This window comes from Chloroflexus aurantiacus J-10-fl, assembly GCF_000018865.1.
Classification (GTDB): domain Bacteria; phylum Chloroflexota; class Chloroflexia; order Chloroflexales; family Chloroflexaceae; genus Chloroflexus; species Chloroflexus aurantiacus.
On record NC_010175.1, the window covers coordinates 2,905,532 to 2,925,076 of the forward strand.

Sequence of the window (19,545 nt, forward strand, 5' to 3'; positions counted from 1 at the left end):
ACGATGCATATCCTCTATCTCCATCAATACTTCACAACCCGCACCGGGGTAGGCGGTACACGTTCCTATGAGTTTGCGCGTTTCTTCATTCAGCAAGGCCATCGGGTGACCATGGTTACTGCTGCCAACCGCCAGGAGCCATGGTCTGGCGGGTTGTGGCGACGGCGCGTGGTTGATGGGATCAACGTGGTTGAGGTACGGGCCGGTTATGCCGACTATAGCCGGGGCACGGCAATTAGCTACGGCCAACGCATTATCGCCTTTCTGCTCTTTGCTCTGGCCAGCCTGATCGCAGTGGTACGGGTGGAACGGCCTGATGTGGTGTTTGCTACCAGCACTCCCTTGACGATTGGGATTCCCGGTATGCTGGCCAGCCGCTGGCATCGCGTGCCACTGGTCTTTGAAGTACGCGATCTATGGCCAGAGGCACCAATCCAGATGGGTGTACTTCGGCATCCCCTCCTCATTCTGGCTGCACGCTGGCTTGAACGAGCCATTTATCGGCGGTCACAACATATCATCGCCCTCTCACCTGGTATGCGGCAAGGGGTGATCGATGCTGGGGTAGCTCCGGAAAAGATTAGTGTTATTCCGAACGCTGCCGATCTTGATCTCTTTCATCCCCAGCGTGGTGGCCGCCACTGGCGGCAGCAGCTTGGCAATCCACCGTTCCTGGTGCTCTACTTCGGCACGATGGGTGAAGCTAACGACTTAAGCCAGGTGATAGAAGCGGCACGGGTTTTGCAACACCAGGGACGTAACGATATTCTGATCGTACTGGCCGGTCAGGGACGTCAGCGCTCGTGGTTGGAAGAACAGAGTCGCCATTACGGTCTGCGTAATGTGCGCTTCCTTGATCCACTCTCCAAAGCGGAGGTAGCTGATCTGGTAGCGGCGGCTGATGTCTGTCTGACTATCTTCAAAGCTATTTCGGTACTGGCAACCTGTTCACCCAACAAACTGTTCGACTCACTGGCAGCAGGGAAACCGGTCATTGTCAATACACCGGGGTGGCTGCAACACCTCGTCACCGAACATCAATGCGGTCGCTATGCACGTGCCGGTGATCCCGCCGATCTGGCGGCGCAGATAGTGTATATGTGCGACCATCCAGAGTTTACCCGCCAGGCCGGGCGGAATGCCCGTCTGCTGGCCGAACAGCGCTTTGATCGTCGCCGGTTGGCGTCCGAGGTGTTGGCCGTGTTAGGGGCAGCAGTCTATCAAGAGCTACGCGTTTAGCGCCTGTTGCACGGCAACTTCGAGGGTGCTGGCGCGAAATGGCTTCTCAATTACTGCCAGATTGCTCATGTCGGTGCCTTGCAATGCTGCAAAACCACTCATGTACAGTACTTTGAGGGATGGGCTAATCTGTTGGGCTGCTGCGGCCAGCATAAGCCCATCCATTTCAGGCATGACCACATCGGTCAGAAGCAAATCAATCGCTTCATCCTGCAGAATTGTCAGTGCTGCTTTGCTGGCAGTGGCTGTAAAGACGGTGTAGCCCAGATTGTGGAGCGTAGTTGCAGTGATCTGAAGTAGATCAGCGTCGTCGTCAACCACCAGAATCCGCGCCTCACGCCGTGCTGCGAGCGGCACGGGCGACACAACTTCCGGCACGATACCTTGCGTACACGGCAGATATAACCGGATCGTTGTGCCCAGGCCAGAGGTCGAATAAATCTGTGCCGTCCCCCCTGATTGACGGGCGAAGCCGTAGACCATTGCCAGGCCAAGCCCGGTGCCGCGTCCGCGCTCTTTGGTCGTAAAGAAGGGTTCAAACGCCCGTTCGGCAACTTCCGGGGTCATACCCATTCCGGTATCGGTGACATCGATAGCGATGTAGCAACCGGGCGCCAGAATCGCCAGCAACATGGTGTCTTCTGACGTCACATGTTGCTCTCTGATTTTGATAGTCAACGAGCCACCTTGCGGCATTGCATCGCGGCTGTTGATGACGAGGTTGAGGATCGCGGCTTCGAGGCCGGCCCGGTCGGCACGAGCCGGGCTGGTGGCTTGCTCGATCAACTGAACCTTGATCGCCGATCCCACGGTGACTTGAATCAACGGCAAAAACTCGCGGATGACCTGCAATACATCAATGCTGGTGGGGGCAAGCGGCTGGCGACGGGCAACTGCCAGCAGACTTTTGGTTAATTCGGCCCCACGCAGCGCTGCTTGCAGCGCAGAGTCAATGGCCTGGCGGGTTGCTTCATCCCCTTGCCAGTCGCTCAGCGACAGATCAAGATTACCGATGATGATGCCGAGCAGATTATTAAAATCGTGGGCCAGGCCACCGGTCAGCAGGCCGAGAGCTTCCAGTTTCTGGGTCTCGCGGATTCGTTCATCAAGCTGTCTGCGTTCGGTAACGTCACTCAATGCCCCAACCATGCGAGTGACCGTTCCCTCATTGTCGCGCAATGCCTCGCCGCGTGCCAGTACCCAGCGATACTTGCCGTCACGGTAACGCATACGAAATTCCATGTGGAACGGTTCGTATCCGGCAAAGTGGCGGTCGAGGGCTTTGGTCACCTCTGGCCAGTCATCGGGATGAATGCGCTCGAAAAAGGTCGTAATCGCGTTCGGTAATTCATCTTCGCCGAAGCCAAAGAGCGCTTTCCACTGCGGCGAGAGGTAGGTAACGCCGTTAATGATGTCCCAGTCCCATACCCCATCCTGTACGGCCCGTTCGGCCAGGGTATAGCGTTCTTCACTGAGCCGAAGGCGTTCGGCGATCATGTGCTGCTCGATCACCGGCCCGGCCAGATGCCCGACGAATTGGAGGAGAATCTGATCATCGCGCTGTGGCAGTGTGTTGCGGGCCGACCAGACGGTAAATGCGCCGATGATGGTTCCACCTGCCCCGGAAATCGGTTCCGCCCAAAGGGTTGTGAAACCGTGGTGTTGAGCAGAGGCAGCGTAATATGTCCATTGCGGGTCGAGCCGCAAATCTGGTATCCAGAGCCGTTGCCTGGCAAGAATTGCTTGCCAGCGCGATTGTGATGGTTGTCGCAGCCCCTCTTCAAGCAGATCGTTCAACCCTGATGGCAGGTTTGAGGCAATGACGTGCGTTTGTCGACGACTCGTCGTATCAAAGAGGACGAGGGCACAGCGCGTATCGGGCTGCTCCTCCTCAAAAGCCTTTAGCAGAATGTTCATAAGGTTCTCCAAACTTTCACCTCCTAGCAGGCTGGTGAAGAGCTGAACCCGTAAACGTTCCTGAAATTCCAATCGCTTCAGGGCACTGATGTCGGTATGTGTACCGAGCATGCGTAATGGATGACCCTGAGCATCACGTTCGACAATAGCGCCAACCGAGAGAATCCATTTCCAACCGCCCTGTTGCATCCGCGAGCGAAATTCCACCCGATACTCAGGGATGCGTCCGGCAAGATAGTCGAGATACGTCTGGTACACCATCGCCGCGTCGGCAGGGTGCAGCCGTTCGCGCCAACGCTGGTTTGTTTCGGTGAATGTGGCTGGATCGTACCCCAACATCGTGGCATATTCGTCGCTGACAATAGTTAACCCACTGCGCACATCAATATCGTACAGCCCCTGATTGGCAGCGCGTAAAGCCAGTTCCAGCCGATAGGCGTTCACCCGTAGCGTTTGCAGACTCTGGTATTCGTCGGTAACATCGGTAAAAAAGATAAAGATCAGTCGCTGACCATTGCCATATACACCTCCTGGGGCAATGTTGCAGTAAAAGATGGAACCGTCGCGTCGCTGACAGATCACGTTCAGAATGGGAGACTCATCGCCTGCGACCATCCGGTGAAATGTATCAATGGCAGTTGCCCGTTCTTCATCCGGGTGCATCTCTTCCAGGCGTAGCGAGCGCATTTCTGCCGCCGAATACCCAAAGAGCTGATTCATAGCCGGATTTGTCCAGCGAATAAGCCGGTTGCTCGTTTCTACTTCGATCACACCATGCGGTGCGTGCTCGATAATCATGCGCAGCCGGCGGGTTTCCCGGTCAAGGGCTTGTTGTTGTCGTATCTCTCGTTGCACGATGAATGGCAGGCGCTGAAGACGGTTTTCAAATAACACGTCAACAATAGCCGGTTGATTGGCAAAATGGGCGAATAGCAGATCATCATCTACGCAGAGGATGATGATCGCAAGGCCAACCGGCATATTGACGTAATCTTCTGCGCGACACAAAACGATGGCTGAATGATGTTGGTTGATTACATCAAGCAGCTCCGGCAGTGTTGTCGCGAACGAGTAACTGATAAAGGGAAAGGGTGCAAGAGTTTGGGCAATCGGCTCACGCAGATCGTCAATTGCGAAGAGGATGAGGTGGGTGCGAGCGTCAGCCATAACGGTATCCTTAATATGTAACCGAGGCGACGGATCGCACCGGGTATCTACTATTATATCACTTCAGTCATCGTGATTGCTTCCACCCGTGGGGGGATTGTCTGTCCAGGGATCGCCCCAACCACTGTCACGGGCATGGCGCCAGAGAGTTTTTTGACTGCGGGTGATGGTCATCGCTTGCAGTCCCCGCTCTGTACAAACCTGGAGTTCAATCCGTCCGCTGTGAATGATCGGATGACGGATGATTCGCCCGCCAACCGGCTTGCCCTCATGGCGAGATGCGATCAGGTACGCAAATTTCTCATCTTCAAACGGTGCTTCGGCGGCTTTTAACCGGCGCAGAAACGCCGGGCGGGCAATGCGTTGCGCAAAATGGCACCAGTCGTTTCCCTCAGCCAATGGACAGGCTGCGGTATGCGGACATGGCGCCAGCAGGTGAGCATTCCGTTTGATCAGCTCACTGCGTGCGTGCAAGATGGTCGTGTGGCCGGTCGGTGTTCCCGGTTCAACCAATACCAATGCGCCACCAGCAGCTTTCCATAGTCGGCTCAGCACAAGGGTACGGGCTGTTGGTTCGATTTCGCCATAGACATATCCGGCGACCACCAGATCACTTTCAGCCAGGCGATCCAGGGTCAGCACATCCTGCTGTTGCCATACGATAGCGGGGAGATCGGCATTGGCTGTTAGTTGTTTACCAATCCGGGCCATCGCCGGTTGCCGTTCGATTGCTACCACCTGTTGCAGTGAAGGCCATTGTTCGGTCGCGGCCCAGATCGCAGCACCGCTGCCGGCACCAATGTCAAGCATCCGTTTGGGTGTAAAATCGGGCTGTGCTTCAGCTAATCGGCGGAAAACAGCACGCAGGGCAGCATAGGTGGCTGGCATGCGCCAGGCCGCGTAGGCGACTGCCTCAATCGTTGTGGCAATGACCGGCGCATCGGTGCCCGTCTCGCGGTACCGGGCCGATAGTTGTAGCGCAGTCCGTTCAAGTGCCGAAGCCGGCTGCGCGGCGATCATTCGCTCTAGTGCATTCTGCAGAGTTGTCGGTAGTTGCATAATCTTCCAATGTTATCGGTCAAGCCAACCCTTCCAGAAGCGAAATATTTGTCACCAGGCCTGGATTCAACTCGTCTCACCTCTATCCCAAACCGATGACAAAGGTGCAGTATATGTAACCCTGCGCAACGGGCGGCAGTGATACGTCCGCACACTCTGCACAGCACGTGCTGCATTATACCAACGATGAAAGGTAGTCATTGACAAGCGATCCGTTCATCCGCGACCAGAGGCCGGAGCGCAGATGGCAGTGCGATGGACTGAGGCTGGTTGGCGGGTAGAACTTTGCGCATACTCTGGAACTTATTTCATACAAGCTGTGCGGTTGTGCTCAGACTGTCACCCAGGCGCATGAACGATTGCCAATCGCAACGACAGTCTGTCCCGCTCCCAGGCCGCCGCTATGAGAGCGAGGCGGGCTGCTGACCATCGCCAGCGCCATCACGCACTGTCTGGATAGATTGCCTTACCTGCTCGTCATGCGCGTGTCGCAACGTTTGGAGTGCGGCAGCCATGCTGCCGCAGCAGCCGTGCTTACGACTCGGCACGTGTCACGCCGGTGACCCTGCTGGTCACGAGGATGCTGTATGCTCGTCACGATACATAGAGAATGAATGAGATAACTTCCAGGAGACGTTTTTATTAACTCAAGTTGCTACCTATGCTGTGAGCAGGTTATGGAGGCTGACTGTCAGGATGAACAGCACGACGTTACCCACAACACTGTATAGCGTAACTGAATGAACAACGTGGGTAGCAGCCTGTTCCCGTAGACGTGCAACATCACGCCTCACGGTAGCAACCCAGGTTATACCCATCCTCTGTGTCCTCTGTGTCTCTGTGGTGATAAAGGTAGCAACTTGGATTAGAACACGTAAACGTATACAGGAAACAGGTTTTAGAGATGCCCTACATACCCTCACCCTCGATGGGCCTTCCTGATGAGTGGGCCTTCCTGATGAGGTAGAAGTTGCGTTGATCAAAAAATGCTCCTGACCTGAAGGGCATGTCAGCAGGAAAGAATCAGGCTGGACTTCCCACGAACTATTGGCGATCTCTGGTGTCAGACCGCATTTATGGTATACTACATACATAACCAGTCACTTCTGAAAGTATTTCCTATTAAAACCCCACAGGGTGCGGCCCGGCTGGCCGCAGGAGTGCGGAATGAACCGTGCTGAACTAATCGCAGAGCTTGAGCGTATCCTCGGCCCACGCGGTGTTGTGGCTAACCCTGATGCGTTGCTTACCTACGACGCCGATGGCTGTGTGATGGATACGCACGAGCCGCACGTAGTGACCTTGCCAACCAGTGCCGAGCAGGTGGCGGCGATTGTCCGGCTGGCTGCGCGTGCTGGTATGCCGATTGTTCCCCGTGGCGCCGGTACCGGTCTGGCCGGTGGTGCTACACCAATGCAGGGTGGCATCGTTATCTCCACCGCTCGCATGGACAAGATTTTGCAGGTTGATACTGCCAATGGGCGCGTGCTCTGCCAGCCCGGTGTGATTAACTGGGAGCTGTCACAGTATCTGAAGCCGTTTGGCTATCAATTTGCTCCCGATCCCTCTTCTCAGAAAGCCTGTACGATTGGTGGGAATATTGCCAATAATTCGGGCGGCCCACACTGCCTGAAATACGGGATTACCGCTAGCCACGTGCTGGCCGTGCAGGTTGTGTTGCCCGATGGTTCGATTGTCTGGACGGGTGATGGCAGTGCGCATACCCCCGGTTACGATCTGACCGGTGTGATCACCGGTTCGGAAGGTACTATCGGTTTTGTCACTGCTGCCTGGTTGAGGCTCACCCGCCTGCCCGAAGCGGTGCGGGTTGTGCTCGCTCTGTTCCCTGACATTGCCGGTGCCTCGAATACCGTTTCGCAGGTGATTGCCAGTGGTTTATTACCGGCAGCGCTTGAAATCATGGATCGCCTGGCGATTAAAGCAGTGAATGATATGTACCGGCTGGGTCTGCCCGAAGCAGCCGGTGCTGCTCTGCTGATTGAGGTGGATGGTGTCGAAGACGGCCTTGATGAGCTGTTGAACGATGTGACAGCGATTTGCTGGCGCAACGGGGCCATCGATGTACGCCCGGCCCGTACTCTGGCTGAGCAGAATCAGGTTTGGGCTGCGCGCAAAAATGCCTTTGGCGCGATGGGACGCCTCGCCCCAACCTACTATTTGGTTGATACGGTTGTGCCGCGCACGAAGTTGCCCCAAACCATGGACGAAGTGGGTCGCATTTCGCGTGAATTCCGGCTGCCGATTGCCAATGTCTTCCATGCCGGCGATGGCAATCTCCATCCCATTATTCTCTTTGATCGCCGTGACCGCTCACAGAATCAGCGTGCGCTAGAGGCAGCGACCAGTGTGATGCAGGTGAGTATTGATTTTGGCGGGGTGATCAGCGGCGAGCATGGGATTGGGGTCGAAAAGCAGGATTATATGACGCTGCTCTTCTCGACCGATGATCTGGCTGCGATGGCCGGTCTGCATCAGAGTTTCGATCCGCACGATTTGTTTAATCCCGGCAAGGTGTTTCCCAAAGGCCGTGGTTGTGGTGAACTGGCAGCGTTGCGACGTTCGGGTGTGGCCTGGAGTGCTTTGAAATCGAGTTAACGCAGATGAATGACGGATCATTGCTTGCTGATCTGACAGCGCTGGTTGGTGAACAATACGTAGTTGATCATCCCACTGGGTACGCAATCTACGGTCAATCGCCATTACTAACGGTTGCCCCCGGCTCGCTTGAGGAATTAGCCCAGACAGTCGCTCGCCTGGCAGCGGAGCGGGTGGCAATTGTGCCGTGGGGTGGTGGTACGCAGCAGATGTGGGGCCGTCCGCCTGCCCGTCCTTTTGCGGTTGTAATCACCAATCGTTTGAGCCGTATTCTGGACTACACGCCCGACGATCTGACCATTTCGGTCGAAGCCGGGATGACGCTGGGTGCGCTCAGCACTGCGCTGGCAGCCAATGGTCAGATGTTGCCTATCGATGCGCCACTGCCTGAACGAGCGACGATTGGTGGGTTGCTGGCTACAGCAATGGATGGCCCACGTCGGCTGGGGTACGGTTCGGCGCGCGATCTGTTGATCGGGATTCGGGTTGTTGAGGCGACCGGCCGTATCTCGAAAGCCGGCGGGATGGTGGTCAAGAATGTCAGTGGCTTCGATATGATGAAGCTCTACCTCGGCAGCTTTGGGACGCTGGCAATTATCGCTTCCGCGAACTTCAAGCTGATCCCCCAACCGCGAGCGTCTGCCAGTATTCTATGCCGTGCCACAAGCCCCGAACCATTGTGGAAAGTGGTCAATGCCATCGCTGCCAGTCAACTGACGCCGGTGGCGGTTGAATATCTTGAGGGAGTTGAACTGACCGGTGCGACGTTCGCGCTGGCCGTGCGCAGCGAGGGTTTACCGGCAGCAGTTGAACGCCACCTGCGCGATGTAACCTCGTTCGCAACCCAGGCTGGGGTTCGGGCTGAAGTGCTACGCGATGAGGCGCATAGCAGTCTCTGGACGGCGATCAACGATCTGCCGCAGACGGCAACGGTTGCGGCAGATGAGCTGGTTGTCCGCGTTACCTGTTTACCCGCTACGATGCCGGGGGTTCTGGCTACGGTGCGCATGGCGGCACAGCGCCTGAATGTGCCGCTACAGGGATCAGTCAGGGCTTTGAATGGGGTTGCCTATCTACGGGTACGCGGTGCTGTCGATCAGTTGCGCGAGTGGCATGCTGCCATCCTTCAAGCTGCCCCGCAGACAACAATCATGGCAGCGCCGGCAGCCCTCGTGGTTGAGGCGCCGGTGTTCGGCGCACAGCTCCCGAATCTTGATCTGATGCAGCGGATCAAGCAGGAATTCGATCCCGAACATCTCTTGAATCCCGGTCGTTTTGTGGTCTGATGGCCCTGCAGGCAAAGGAGCAGTATACCGTGACCCCGGTTGTCGTGCCGGATAAACTTGTTGCCGAGTTGCGAGCTATCCTTGGCGCTGATGCGGTAGTGACTGCGCCAGAGGCATTGCTGACCTACGACTCCGACGGCAGCATGATTGTCTCCCATCCGCCACAGCTTGTGGTGCTACCGAAAGATGCTGGCCAGGTCGCAACTGCTGTGCGTCTGGCCGTCCGCGAAGGGTTGGCCGTGGTAGCACGTGGTGCCGGTACGGGTATTGCAGGTGGGGCTGTGCCTCTCTGTGGTGGCCTGCTGATCAGTACCGCTCGCATGACCGACATCACGACCGTTGATGTTCGTTCGCGGCTGGCCGTCGTTCAACCCGGTGTGGTAAACGCCGACTTGAATGCCCATCTTGCCCCCCTTGGCTATCAGTTTGCCCCCGATCCCTCATCGCAGCGTGCCAGTACGATTGGCGGCAATATCGCCACCAACGCCGGTGGCCCACATTGTCTGAAGTATGGGGTAACCAGCAATCACGTACTCGCCGTTGAGGTGGTTGATCATACCGGTCAGCGTTACTGGACGGGTGATGGGGTGATCGATCCGGTCGGGTATGACTTGACCGGTCTGCTTGTCGGAAGTGAAGGAACGCTGGGGGTTGTCACGGCGGCGATTGTGCGGCTAACGCCACTCCCTGAAGCGGTGCGCGTCGTGCTGGCTCTCTTCCCAACAGTTGTTGCTGCGGCGGCAGCAGTGAGCGCCGTGATTGCCTCTGGTTCATTACCCACTTCGCTCGAAGTCATGGATCACAATGCAATTCGGGCAGTGAACAGTGCGTATAGCCTGGGGTTACCTGAAACGACCGGTACAACCGCCCTGATTATTGAGGTCGATGGCGTTCAAGATGGCCTCGATGACCAACTGGATCAGATTATTGCCATCTGTCGCGATCACGGCGCTTTCGACCTCCGTCCGGCTCGTGATCCGGCGACGCAGGCCAGGGTCTGGATGGCGCGCAAATCGGTGGCCGGGGCAATTGGTCGACTGGCGCCAGCCTACTATCTGGTTGATACCGTCGTACCGCGTACCAGATTACCGCTGATGATGGAGCACGTTGAACGTTTACGGGCCGAATACGGTATGGAAGTATGCAACGTCTTCCACGCCGGCGATGGTAATTTGCACCCACTGGTGCTGTACGATCCTCGTGATCCTGATCAGCGTCAGCGCGCACACGCAATTGCTGCCGGAGTCCTCGAGTTGAGTATTGAGCACGGTGGTGTGGTCAGCGGTGAGCATGGGATCGGCCTGGAAAAGTGTGAATACCTGCCCCGTTTCTTCTCGCCGGCTGAATTGCAATTGCACGCCACGATTCATCAGGTCTTTAACCCGACCGGTTGCTTCAACCCGGCTAAAATCTTTCCATCCGATACGCCACCGGCTGATCTGGCCGCGGCTCGGGCGATGCGGCTGCAACAGCGCGACCCGGCGAGTGTGACGTCAGCGCCTGCCCCTGGGTCATGCGTGGCACCAGCAACACCAGATGCTGCTGCCGAATTGCTGCGGGTCTGCCATCACGCCGGCCTTCCCGTTGTGCCAACCGGTGGTTGCACCGCACGATCACCCACCGCCGTGACCGTCTCGACGCAGCACTGGCGTGGTGCGCTCGTCTACGAACCGGACGACCTGACCATCAAAGTTGCTGCCGGTACCACGCTGGCCGAATTGCAGAGCTTACTTGCGCCACATCGTCAGATGATTCCCCTCGATGTGGCCGATGCCCAGCGGAGCTTAGGCAGTCTGGTCGCCACCGCTGTTGATGGGCCACGACGCCTGGGCTATGGCTCGTTCCGTGATTGGGTGTTGGCCCTCGATGTGATTGAACCGGACGGCATACCGGTACGTCTCGGCGCGCAGGTGGTCAAGAACGTGACCGGCTATGATCTGGTGAAGCTCTACGTTGGCAGTGCCGGGACGCTTGGTCTCATCACAGCAGTAGCGCTGAAGGTCTTTCCGCAGCCACCGGCGAGCGCAACCCTGCTTGCCCATCTGTCCACGCCAACCGCTGCCTGGACATTGATCGACCATCTGGCGGCCAGTCGTCTCTTGCCGACAGCCGTTGAATATCTGGCCGATACGCAGGCTATTGTGGTTGCAATGCGTGCCGAGGGTCATCCGGCAGCAGTTGAACGTCACATGCGCGAAGCCACCGCGCTGGCTCACCGGCACGATGTGTCTGTGACTGTACTACGAGATGTTGAGGAGACAACGTTCTGGCAACAGACAGTCGCTCGCTATGCGCCAATCGCCAACGGTGTCTTGCTACGAGTGGGGGTCTGGCCGGCCCAATGTGCAACTGCGATCCAGACTATCGAGCAGTGTGCAGCCCGACATCAGGTGGCGATTGAGATAACAGCGCATGCGTTGTCCGGCATCATCTACATCCAAACGATTGGCGATTTCACCGCAATCGCTGCCTTTCACGCCGACCTGGTCGCTGCCTTTCCACACACGCGCATACTGGCGGCGCCACCGATGTTCGTTCCTCAGGCTTCTGTATGGGGGCAGCCACCAGTAGCCCTCAGCCGCATGCAGGCGCTCAAGGTAGCGATTGATCCGCACAACCACATGAATCCAGCGGCATTCTGGTTTAGCGATACTCGTGTATAAGCCAAGAGGAGAATCACCTGTGACTGTTACCCAATCTTCGCCATCATCGGTGCAGCCGACAGTTCCACTCATCGGCTTTAGCGCCAAAGATAAACCCAGTTCCGACATCATTAATACCTGCGTCCACTGCGGTTTGTGTCTATCGTCGTGTCCTACGTACCGCGAAACCGGGCTGGAAATGGCTTCGCCACGTGGTCGTATTTACCTGATGAAAGCTGTTGATGAAGGGCGCATCAGCCTCGCCAGTGAAGTGTTTCAAGAGCAGATGAGCCTCTGTCTGAATTGCCGGGCGTGCGAGGCAGTCTGCCCGTCGGGGGTGCAGTACGGCGCGATTCTCGAGGCCAGCCGGGCGCAGATCGAGCAGGCGCGAGCCGGCAAAGCCGGGCCGCCGGCCACACCCGGTGCACCTGAACCGAAATTGCCGCCGCGGCCACTCTGGCAGCGTGCCTTGCGCGGTGCCGTCTTCGGGTTACTGTTCAAGCGCATGGAGCTGTTTCGCCTCTTCTCAACCACGATGCGTCTCTACCAGCGCAGTGGCATTCAATGGTTGGCCCGCAAGAGTGGTCTCCTCAAGCTACTTGGTCTGGCCGATACCGAAGCAATGCTGCCCCCGATCAGTTCGCATTACAGCGTACCGAAGGGTCAGATTTTTCCCGCCGAGGGCGAACGTCGCTACAGCGTGGCCCTGCTTACCGGCTGCATTATGAGCACCGCCTTTGCCCACGTGCACGAAGCGACGATTCGAGTATTGCGCAAGAATGGTTGTGAAGTCATTCTGCCACCCGATCAGGGATGCTGCGGTGCGTTGCATACGCACGGTGGTGATCTCGATGGTGGACGCGAGCTGGCCCGGCGCAATATTGCCGCGTTTGAAGGGCTGGGCGTCGATGCGATTATCGTCAACGCTGCCGGTTGTGGTAGCACCCTCAAAGAATATGGGCATCTCTTGCACGACGATCCAGCATGGCGTGAACGTGCTGAACGGTTTAGCGCCAAAGTAAAGGACGTTCACGAATTTCTCGCCGGTATCGACTTCAATCGCAGCGCCTTGGGTCGACTCAACCTCACCGTCACCTACCAGGAGCCGTGCCACCTGGTGCATGCCCAACGAATCAGTGCGCAGCCACGAGTGTTGCTCACGGCAATCCCCGGTTTGACCTTGAAAGAGATGCCGGAGTCGTCATTGTGTTGTGGCAGTGCCGGTATCTACAATGTCACCCAGCCCGAAATGGCAATGAGCCTGGGTGCGCGCAAAATCGACAACGCGCTCACGACCGGTGCCGAGATTATTGCCACCGCCAATCCCGGTTGTGCTCTCCAACTGGCCGGTGAACTGCGCCGTCGGGGTAAAGATGTTCAGGTGCGATATATTATCGAATTGCTTGATGAGTCGTATCGAGTCTTTGCAGCCTCGGCCTGACAACAGCTATCAGTGATTTCTCACAACCCTGTGCAGTCATTGCAATGATAGATGACCTGCACAGGGCTTGTTCATGTTGCGCATTTTCCGCAAAGTATGCTACTATAATTGCACTAACAGGCACAAAGATCGCGCCGCAGCCGGCTACGATGCCGGCATTTCATTGGCTACGACTATCGTCAGTTCTGTAGCAACTATCTGGGTTAGAAAGCATTGAGATTTCCACTATTCCTGGTAGATACCAAACCTGGATGCAAAAGGTATGAAGCCTACAGCATTGACAGCGTAGCTTTCTGTTATAATCGAAAACGGTTGAATGTGCCTGAATTCACAAGTTTGAGGGCGGAATTGGACCCGCTACGTATCTAGTCTGGCCACGCAAATGAGTGAGATGAACCTTCACCCTGCCGCGCCCGAGATCGAGGCCGTTCGCGCCCAACTACAGCAGGCGCGTGGCAAACAGTTCTGGCGTTCACTCGATCAACTGGTCGATACGCCGGCATTTCGAGAGCTGGTTGCTCGTGAATTTCCGCAAGGAGCGAGTGAACTGGCTGATCCGGTTTCTCGTCGGACATTCCTCAAGTTGATGGGAGCGTCGCTGGCGCTTGCCGGACTCTCTGGCTGTACCTTTGCGATCAAACAGCCGCAAGAGCAGGTTGCGCCCTTTGCTCGTGCACCGCGTGATCAAATTCCCGGCATTCCAAATTACTACGCGACCGCTGTGATGCTCGACGGGTTTGCCCTTGGTGTGACGGTCAAGAGCCACGAGGGGCGTCCAACCAAGATCGAAGGCAACCCAATGCATCCGGCCAGCCTTGGTGCAACCGATGCGTTTGCGCAGGCCGAGTTGCTGGCATTGTACGATCCTGACCGGCCTGAGACGGTGCGCCGTAGTGGTCTGCTCAGTACCTGGGAGACGTTCGTTGGTGCGATTACCGAGACCTTGCAGGTGCAGCGTGCGTTGCAGGGACAGGGTCTGCGGCTATTGACCCCGACGGTCACTTCGCCGACGCTCCGCGCCCAGATCAACGAGCTGCTGACCAATTTCCCGGCGGCGCGCTGGATTCAGTACGATCCGATTGGCCGCAGCAATACCTATGCCGGTACCAGGCTGGCGTTTGGGTCGCCGTATGAGCCGCGCTACAACTTTGCCGAGGCCGATGTGGTGCTGGCGCTAGACGCCGATTTTGTCAGCGAAGGTCCTGGTCGTGTGCGCTACGCTCGCGATCTGATGCAACGACGGCGGGTGCGTAAAGAGACCGCTGCGATGAGTCGGTTGTACGTCGCTGAACCGGTCTTCTCGCCAACCGGTGCGATTGCCGATCACCGCCTGGCAGTATCTGCCGGTATGGTTGGTCAACTGGCAGCCGCTATCGCGACGCAGTTGGGTGTAACCGCAGTGGTGCCGGCGACCGGTTTGAACGAAGCTCAGCAGCAGTGGGTTGCTGCTGTGGTGGACGATCTGCGCCGGGCCGGCAATCGGGCGGTGGTGGTGGTTGGTGAAGCGCAGCCACCAGTTGTGCACGCGATTGCCCACGCCATCAATCTTCAGCTCGGTGCCGTTGGGACGACGGTGGAGTACACCGAGCCGGTAGCCCAGCCGGGTGATCCGCAGGACCTGGTAACTCTGGTCAACGATCTGCGCGCCGGGAGCGTCGAGTTGCTGGTGATTATTGATAGCAACCCTGCCTTCACCGCGCCGGCAGACCTGGGTTTTGCTGAGGCAATGCGCCAGGCTAAACAGGTCGTGGTACTGAATCCCTACGAAGATGAGACAGCAGTGCTGGCGACCTGGTTTATTCCGCTGACCCATCCCCTCGAGTCGTGGTCGGATGCCCGTGCCTACGATGGGACAGCGAGCATCGTTCAGCCGCTGATCCGGCCATTGTACAGTTCGCGCTCGGCACACGAGCTGCTGGCAGTGTTGAATGGTAATATCGGTGCGACCGATTACGATATTGTGCGGTCTTACTGGCAGCAACAGACCGGCCTTGAAGATGCGGCTTTCGACGATTTCTTCAAGCGTGCTTTGAGCACAGGTGTGATCGAAGGCTCTCGCTTTGCCCCTGTGCAGGTTGCGCTGGTGAATGGTCTGCGTCTGGAAGCACCGGCACCTTCAGCAGGGCTTGAGCTGATCTTCCGCCCCGATCCGGCAATTTGGGATGGTCGCTTCGCCAACAATGGCTGGCTGCAAGAGTTGCCACGTCCAATGACGAAGCTGACCTGGGATAATGCAGCGCTCGTCAGTCCACGAACTGCGATTCGTTTGCTCAATCTACCCTTCGATCCGGCCAGTCTGGCTGCGCCGGGGCGGGCGCGTGAGCAGGCGCTGGAACGCCTGGCCGGTGAAAATGGTCGCATGATCGATGTGACAACACCGGTTGGTACGCTGCGACTCCCGATCTGGATTGTGCCGGGCCATGCCGATGACACGATCACGGTAACCCTTGGGTATGGCCGTGAGCATGGTGGTCAGGTGGCTGCCGGTGCCGGCTTCAATACCTATCGTCTACGGGCCAGCGCAACCCCGTGGTTGATCAGTGGTGTAAGCATAACAGCGACCAATGAACGCTACCTGCTGGTCAGCACCCAGGATCACTGGACGCTCGAAGGGCGCGATGTGGTACGTGCCGGTGAATTTGCCCGCTTTAAGGAAGACCCGAAATATATTGCCAAAGAGGTCTACACCGAAAAGTACGGTTCACCTGAGCAGAAGCCACAGTATCAGTCATTGATGCCTGGGTCTCTCCCTGGCTACGACTACAGCGTTGGTAATCAGTGGGGCATGGTCATCGACCTGTCGGCGTGTATCGGCTGCAATGCCTGCGTGATTGCCTGTCAGGCCGAAAACAACATCCCGATTGTCGGTAAGGACCAGGTCTCGCGCGGTCGTGAAATGCACTGGATCAGGATTGATCGCTACTACGCTGGCGAAGACCTCGACAATCCAGAAGCCTACTTGATGCCGATGACCTGTGCGCACTGCGAGCAGGCTCCCTGTGAGCTGGTCTGCCCAGTTGCAGCGACAGTGCACGATGCCGAGGGCATCAACAACATGGTCTACAACCGCTGTGTCGGTACGAAGTACTGCTCGAACAACTGCCCCTTCAAGGTGCGTCGGTTCAACTTCTTGCAGTACAGCGATCTGACCAGTGAAAGCCTGAAGCTGATGCGCAATCCCGACGTGACTGTCCGTAATCGGGGTGTGATGGAGAAGTGCAGTTACTGTGTGCAGCGGATCAGTGCAGCGCGCATCAGGGCGAAGGTCGAAGGTAATCGGCCAATCCGTGATGGCGAGGTTGTCACCGCCTGCCAGCAGGTCTGCCCAACCCAGGCGATTGTTTTCGGTAACATCAACGATCCGAATAGTCAGGTGGCTCAGATCAAGCAGCAGCCACACAACTATACCGTCTTCGATGAGCTGAATCTCAAGCCACGCACGAGCTATCTGGCACGGGTACGTAATCCCAGCGAAGCACTCGATGGTGGGAGTCATGCAGGGTAGCAGCACGCTGGCCAGTGTATCTGGCCAGCACTAGAAGCGAGCATTGGCGTATGGTGTACTCTGTTCGTAAATCAATCCTGACCCGGCTGGTACGGCTGGCGTGGCTGCCACTCTGCTTTTTGTTGGTGGCGTGTCACGTTGATATGTATGACCAGCCCAAGTACAAGCCAAACGATGTCAGTACCTTCTTTCCTGACGGCCGGGCGATGCAGCCGCCGCCGGCCAATACAGTACCGCTCAACAGTTATAATCCTGATTCGCCCCTGATGACCGGACGGATCGAAGGGCAACTGGCCGATCAGTTGCCACCAGAGATCAGACTTGATGCTGCCCTGCTTGCGCATGGTCAATCACGCTACAATGCCTTCTGCGCTCCGTGCCATGGTCTGGTCGGTGATGGTCAAGGGGTGATTGCCTATCGTGGACCAATGACAGTGCCGAGTCTGCATCAAGATCGATTGCGTACTGTGCAGATAGGCTATTTCTTCGACGTGATCACCAACGGCGTCGGCAGAATGTACAGCTATGCTTCACGTATTCCACCCGAAGATCGTTGGGCTATTGCAGCTTACGTGCGTGCGCTGCAATTAAGCCAGAATGCCGATGTTGCCCTGTTGACTGAGGCTGAGCTAGAGCAAGTAAGAGCCGGCCGCTAGGCTAGAGAGCGAGAGACGTGACGTATGTCTGCTCAAATCTTTCCGCGTAATGCAAATGCGATCTTTTTGGCCAGTCTCTTCGGCCTGGTGCTGTTGGTGATCGGAATCATCGCGGCGATGGTCGGCTTCTACCTCTCTCCATGGTATACTGATGTAGGAGTTGCCAAAGCCCAGCCGGTTCCCTTCAGCCACAAACACCACGTTAGCGAACTGAAGATCGATTGTCGCTACTGTCACGCAACCGTCGAAAAGGCTGCCACGGCTGGTTTTCCAGCAACCGAAACCTGTATGTCGTGCCACTCGCAGGTCTGGACAACCAGTCCCTTGCTGCAGGTGGTGCGAGACAGTTATCAGACCGGCGAGCCAGTTGTTTGGAACCGCATCTACGACCTGCCCGATTTTGTCTACTTCAACCACTCGGTACACGTTGCCAAGGGTATTGGTTGTAGCTCGTGCCACGGCCGAATCGATCAACAACAGTTGGCCGCCAAAGCCCAACCGCTGTATATGGGCTGGTGTCTTGGGTGTCACCGGGCACCGGAAGACTACATTCGCCCCCGCGAAGAGGTCTTCAATATGGAGTGGGATGTGAATGCGCTGTCACTGGCCGAACGGCAACAACTGGTGATCGAGTATCAGATTCCTACCGATGGCCGTCTCACCAACTGTTTCGTGTGCCATCGCTAGAGGAGATTGTCCTATGAGTCACGCTCATGCCCATAGTGAAGGTCCTTCCGCCGAGAGTCTGGCGCTCAATCATGAAGTGAGTGATGCTCGTTCACAGCCGATAATTTGGGGCGTGGTGATAGTTGGCGTCGTATTATTGCTGGCTTTTGGCTTGATGGCAGGGCTTTTGGTGATCACTGCCGGTTCGGTAACCGATGCCAGCAATATACTCTCAAATAGTGAGATGTCGCAGATGCAGATACCACCAGCGCCGCGCCTCGAACAAAATCCGCGCGTTGATGGTGATCGGATTATCACCGAGGCTACCGAGCGCCTGGAGAGTTATGGCTGGGTGAATGAACGGACCGGTCGTGCGCATATTCCTATCGAGCGAGCGATGGAATTAATCCTTGAACACGGCCTGGATGCCGTAAAGTAGCCGGTATCAATCACTAGATCGTGAGATGTTGTCATGAAGTGCCGGACGTTCATCACGCTGATTGGCTGGTTCGCCATCTTGTTGCTGGCACCCGCAGTGGTGTCAGCGCAAGGTGGCCGCCCAAATCCGGCTGATAATGTCGCTTTCGAGCAGCGCATGGGCGAACAGGTGCCGCTCGATGCCGTCTTTATCGATGAGCAAGGGGAGCAGGTTCGCCTGGAGCAGTTCTTCACTTCCGGCCAGCCGGTTGTGCTGGTGATGAGTTACTACGAGTGCCCCATGCTCTGTTCGTTTGTGCGCGAAGGGGTGCTGGCGGCACTGCAACAGGTGACGCTTACCGCTGGACGTGATTTTCAGGTGATCAATATCAGTATTGATCCACTTGAGACGCCAATGATGGCGGCCAATGTGAAAACGTTGACTTTGCAACGCTATGCCCGGCCCGATGCCGAACAGGGATGGCATTTTCTGACCGGTAGTGAGGAGCAGATCCGGCGTGTTGCTGATGCCATTGGTTTCAGGTATGTCTATGACGAAACCATCGATCAGTACGCGCACGCGGCCGGATTCGTTGTGCTGACCCCAGAAGGTAAAACGGCTCGTTACTTCTTTGGGATTGAGTTTAATGCCTCTGATGTGCGGCTTGGGATTGTTGAGGCATCGTCTGGTAAGGTCGGTAGTGCGATTGATCAGATTTTGCTACTGTGCTACCAGTACAATCCGGTTACCGGTAGTTATACTCCGGCGATTATGACGATCCTACGGATTGCCGGTGTCCTGACGGTGATCGGGATTATTACGCTGATTGTGACGTTGAGTCGTTCAACACCCGGCGGTAATTTGCCGCCACCACGTGAATCGGTGCCGGCTTAGTGGTAGTTGCGACTGGGGCGGCAATGCCCCCGGACAGGA

12 protein-coding genes are annotated in these 19,545 nt (G+C 56.8%); 10 read left to right on the forward strand and 2 right to left on the reverse strand.

The window, feature by feature from the left end; translation table 11 throughout:
* Positions 1-3 precede the first annotated feature (3 nt).
* On the forward strand, positions 4-1,239 hold the full coding sequence (locus CAUR_RS11120; RefSeq protein WP_012257995.1) for a glycosyltransferase family 4 protein: 1,236 nt from the start codon (positions 4-6) through the stop codon (positions 1,237-1,239).
* Here the strand turns inward: CAUR_RS11120 and CAUR_RS11125 are convergent.
* Positions 1,228-4,323, reverse strand: a complete 3,096-nt coding sequence (locus tag CAUR_RS11125) for a PAS domain-containing protein (protein ID WP_012257996.1) — start codon at positions 4,321-4,323, stop codon at positions 1,228-1,230. The two genes, CAUR_RS11120 and CAUR_RS11125, sit on opposite strands and share 12 nt — an antisense overlap.
* A 63-nt stretch (positions 4,324-4,386) precedes the next feature.
* The gene (locus tag CAUR_RS11130) at positions 4,387-5,382 is read right to left on the reverse strand and encodes a small ribosomal subunit Rsm22 family protein (protein ID WP_012257997.1); all 996 of its coding nucleotides are present in this window, start codon (positions 5,380-5,382) and stop codon (positions 4,387-4,389) included.
* A 1,167-nt stretch (positions 5,383-6,549) separates the two neighbouring features.
* On the opposite strand from CAUR_RS11130, the gene CAUR_RS11135 reads away from it, so the two are divergent.
* From CAUR_RS11135 to CAUR_RS11175, 9 genes are all read left to right on the forward strand, one after another.
* On the forward strand, positions 6,550-7,998 hold the full coding sequence (locus tag CAUR_RS11135; protein WP_012257998.1) for an FAD-binding oxidoreductase: 1,449 nt from the start codon (positions 6,550-6,552) through the stop codon (positions 7,996-7,998).
* 5 nt (positions 7,999-8,003) lie between these two features.
* Positions 8,004-9,284, forward strand: a complete 1,281-nt coding sequence (locus CAUR_RS11140) for an FAD-binding oxidoreductase (RefSeq protein ID WP_012257999.1) — start codon at positions 8,004-8,006, stop codon at positions 9,282-9,284.
* 29 nt (positions 9,285-9,313) lie between these two features.
* A complete protein-coding gene (locus CAUR_RS11145; RefSeq protein WP_242604913.1) occupies positions 9,314-11,947 on the forward strand; it encodes an FAD-binding oxidoreductase in 2,634 nt (877 codons plus the stop codon).
* Between the two features lie 19 nt (positions 11,948-11,966).
* Positions 11,967-13,367, forward strand: coding sequence for a (Fe-S)-binding protein (locus CAUR_RS11150; RefSeq protein ID WP_012258001.1), 1,401 nt, complete (start codon positions 11,967-11,969; stop codon positions 13,365-13,367).
* A gap of 382 nt (positions 13,368-13,749) precedes the next feature.
* A complete protein-coding gene (locus CAUR_RS11155; RefSeq protein ID WP_012258002.1) occupies positions 13,750-16,872 on the forward strand; it encodes a TAT-variant-translocated molybdopterin oxidoreductase in 3,123 nt (1,040 codons plus the stop codon).
* A gap of 50 nt (positions 16,873-16,922) precedes the next feature.
* Positions 16,923-17,528 carry a c-type cytochrome gene (locus CAUR_RS11160; RefSeq protein ID WP_012258003.1) on the forward strand — a complete coding sequence of 202 codons (606 nt, stop codon included), beginning with the start codon at positions 16,923-16,925 and terminating at the stop codon, positions 17,526-17,528.
* A 24-nt stretch (positions 17,529-17,552) separates the two neighbouring features.
* Entirely contained in the window at positions 17,553-18,215 is a 663-nt protein-coding gene (locus CAUR_RS11165) for a cytochrome c3 family protein (protein ID WP_012258004.1), read from the forward strand.
* A gap of 13 nt (positions 18,216-18,228) precedes the next feature.
* Positions 18,229-18,633 carry a hypothetical protein gene (locus CAUR_RS11170; protein ID WP_012258005.1) on the forward strand — a complete coding sequence of 135 codons (405 nt, stop codon included), beginning with the start codon at positions 18,229-18,231 and terminating at the stop codon, positions 18,631-18,633.
* A 33-nt stretch (positions 18,634-18,666) separates the two neighbouring features.
* Positions 18,667-19,506: an SCO family protein gene (locus tag CAUR_RS11175; protein WP_012258006.1), complete on the forward strand. Its 840-nt coding sequence runs from the start codon at positions 18,667-18,669 to the stop codon at positions 19,504-19,506.
* Positions 19,507-19,545: the final 39 nt, after the last annotated feature.